Origin of the sequence: Thermoleptolyngbya sp. M55_K2018_002 (genome assembly GCF_015295965.1) — a bacterium.
Taxonomy (GTDB): Bacteria; Cyanobacteriota; Cyanobacteriia; order Elainellales; family Elainellaceae; genus Thermoleptolyngbya; species Thermoleptolyngbya sichuanensis.
Map to the genome: position 1 here is coordinate 1 of NZ_DVEA01000212.1, position 3,029 is coordinate 3,029.

Consider the following 3,029-nt stretch of genomic DNA (forward strand, 5'->3'; position numbering starts at 1 on the left):
GTCAGGCTGCACTGGGGCAAGGGTTCGGCGGCGCGAAGAAGATGTGCGGCGTCGCGATCGCCCCATCGGTTGTCGCTGAGTCCTGCGGCGCGGCGCACTTGCCAGAGGGGGGGCAGGATTTGGCGCGGGCGCAGCGGCCAGCCGAAAGGACTGATCCCAGCGGATATCGGCAGACCCCATGACGCGCCCCAGCACGCGCACCCCCTCGATCAAATTGGAGTTGAGCCGGACGAGGCGGCTGCAAATGAAGCGATTGAGGCGATCGCGCTCTGGCTCTCGGAAAAACTCCACCATCACCAGTAGCCAGCCGGGCCGATCCAGCGCAACACGGGCGTAGATATTTTGCGGCACAAGGTAGGTGTTCAACCAGTAGGCGATCGCCCGAAAATCTCCGGCCCGCGCCAGTTGCAGTACAGACGGTTGAGAGAAGGTATCCAAGTCCATAGCCATTTCAAAACATCTTTGAGGGTTCAACCAAATAACCGCCCGCCGCGCCGACCGAAGCTCGGTTTAGCAGATCGCTTGTCTCATCGAACAAGAGTACCCACAGTGTATCGAAAGAAGCGGAAACTTAACGAATTTTGTCTGTGATCAATATCACCCATAGTCTGCGTTTAGCATCACGGGTTAGGAGCGATCGCCGTCAAGCCAGGAAATACGGAAGTGCTTAACATTAAATACTTAAGAATAGATTTTCCGACTTCTAAAGATTTTGGTGAAATGCACCAGTCATGCACCAGTCATGCACCAGTGCAGTTGCGCTTAGACCCATTGCTTAGATAGGTCTTTCAGACGGGTCGCTTGGGTCATTGTGCTCAAGCCATTGTCAAACTTCATGTCAAATTTCACGTCAGGTTGCGCTCAGAGTCCCCCAAGTCCCCATACTCAGCTACCCAGAACTCGTCATGGCTAACCGTGGTTCTATGATTGATCGGCTCGTCCGCTCCGCGCTCCAGACTGGCTGCTTGAGTGTCGAATCCGAAGGCTTGATTCGCCAACTGCTGAATAGCCAGTTGCAGAGCGAAGTAGACCTGAAAGCGCTACAACTGCTCCATAGTGCCGTGCAGCAGGGGCGAGTGCAACGGGAAGCGCCGGAATCTGTTGCGCCGCCGGGGCTGTAGCGATCGCCCATCCAGTTCTGGCAGACTCTTGGCGCTGCCTCCAGAGCGGTTTTAGCGCGAGCGATACGCCGTGCCCTGGTGTTTGCGTCTAGAATCTGCGGTAAGTTTTAGCTGCGATCGCCCTGATGTCTCCGATGTCCCCGATGCCCGACCCCAACTCACCGCCGCGCCCGCCAGAGCGTCCTCTATCGTCCGATGCTGCGCCTGATTTGACGGTTTCTCTTGCTTCTGCTGCCAGCAATGATGAAGACGAGGTGGCCAAGCTCCCCCGCCCGGTCACACGGCTGGCCAGTCCCAGAGAGCGCGGGCTAATCACAGTTGACCGGGGCAATCAATATGCCCCTATGCGGGCTGAGGAGCTAGAAGCGCTGCCCGCCGGACAGCAAAAGCCTGTGCTAATCGCGCTGGCTGTGGCGATCGCCGTAACGCTGGTGGGACTCGTCTTTAACCTGGGCTGGCTGGGCATTGTGGGGTCGCTAGTGGCGCTGCTGCTGTCGGTGCAGGTGGTTTGGGAAGATCTCTATGCGGCCTTTCGAGAAATGCTGTCGGCTCGACAGCAGGTGTTGGCGATCGCCCTAGTGGGGCTGAGTGTTGGGCTGGTCGGGCTAGTGCGGTTTAGCCCTCTGGGAACCTGGATGAGTGCCTGGGCGGCGCAGTTGGATTGGGATGCCGTGGGTGCGCTGGGCGAGGTTTTTGGAGCGATCGGGCAGATCTTAATCGCTGTGATTGCGGTCTATGTGGCCTGGCGGCAGTATGTGATTTCCAAAGACCTGACGATTCAGCAAAACCTAATCACCCAGCAGCAGACTATCGACTCCTACTTTCAGGGCATCTCTGAACTGGTGCTGGACTCTGAAGGGTTGCTGGAAGATTGGCCCCAGGAGCGGGCGATCGCTGCTGGACGAACCGCCGCGATTCTCAGCAGCGTTGATGCGGGCGGCAAAGCCAAGGTGATTCGGTTTCTATCGCGATCGCGCCTGTTGACCCCGTTAAAGCGCGATCGCCTGCTGGGCCGCGCCATCCTGGACGGGGCAGGCGGCTACGAAGAAGACCGCACCTTTGGCGTGCGCGTGATTGATTTGGGGGTGATGCTGGCGGGTGCGAATCTGGCGGGCACTGACCTGCGCTGGACTGATCTCAGCGACGCAAACCTAATCCGCGCCAACCTCAGCGATTGTGACCTAGTGAAGGCAAACTTTTCTCGAACCATTCTCTGCGAAGCGAGTTTGGCAGGAGCAGACTTGCAAAGCACTCGATTCTTCTACGGCTCTGCCAAAACTGCCACCCCCCGCAGCCGCACGCACCCACCCGATTACGCGACGGGAGCCTACACGGGGGCAGTGATCGAAGATGCCGATTTCACCAATGCCACCCGCATGTCTGAGGAATTGCGATGGTATTGCTGCGCTTGGGGCGGCGAAAAAACCCGCGCTACGATTCCCGGTGGCTGTGAAGGGATTCCCAATCTGCTGGATGCGTCCCGCTAGCAGCAAGGGGGACTGAAACCGGGGCGATCGCCCTCCGCATTCAAGCGGCAGATTTTTTGAGGAGATCCTCACCTCCCTGCTTCCCTGCTAAAATAGCGAAGCGTCAATACGAATGATGCCCATCGGGGAGTTAGCTCAGTTGGTAGAGCGCTGCGATCGCACCGCAGAGGCCAGGGATTCGAGTTCCCTACTCTCCATTCTCTCGAACGCATACAGGTCAAGGGTTGTATCCCTCATCAACAAAGTGATTCAGAGCCTTGGCGAGTTCCTAGGGTCGGACGCTGTTAGGCCACTTTTGTCCATTTTGGTTAAATTTTGGGTAGTGCCTTTTAGTAAAGGACGGAGGAAAAGCCAACCTCTTCCTGTTCTGCTAGCTTCTCTCTGACACGGCGATTGTAGTCATGGATGAACATCCAAATCG

General features: G+C 57.3%; 2 protein-coding genes, 1 tRNA gene and 1 pseudogene. 3 read left to right on the top strand and 1 reads right to left on the bottom strand.

Annotated features, from left to right (window positions below):
* Positions 1-450: pseudogene (locus tag IGS51_RS10345) on the bottom strand (hypothetical protein); the annotation flags it as partial.
* 455 nt (positions 451-905) lie between these two features.
* Here IGS51_RS10345 and IGS51_RS10350 point away from each other — a divergent pair.
* The 3 genes from IGS51_RS10350 (at position 906) to IGS51_RS10360 (ending at position 2,805) form a co-directional block, all read left to right on the top strand.
* Entirely contained in the window at positions 906-1,121 is a 216-nt protein-coding gene (locus tag IGS51_RS10350) for a hypothetical protein (RefSeq protein ID WP_216655307.1), read from the top strand.
* 125 nt (positions 1,122-1,246) lie between these two features.
* Positions 1,247-2,608 (top strand): pentapeptide repeat-containing protein, encoded by a 1,362-nt coding sequence (locus IGS51_RS10355; RefSeq protein WP_367279310.1) that lies wholly within the window; start codon positions 1,247-1,249, stop codon positions 2,606-2,608.
* Between the two features lie 124 nt (positions 2,609-2,732).
* Positions 2,733-2,805 (top strand) — tRNA-Ala (locus IGS51_RS10360).
* Positions 2,806-3,029 lie beyond the last annotated feature (224 nt).

What these genes read in the sequence shown, in the direction of transcription:
- IGS51_RS10350 (WP_216655307.1), top strand. Translation starts at nt 906, where the DNA reads ATGGCTAACCGTGGTTCTATGATTGATCGGCTCGTCCGCTCCGCGCTC.
- IGS51_RS10355 (WP_367279310.1), top strand. Translation starts at nt 1,247, where the DNA reads ATGTCTCCGATGTCCCCGATGCCCGACCCCAACTCACCGCCGCGCCCG.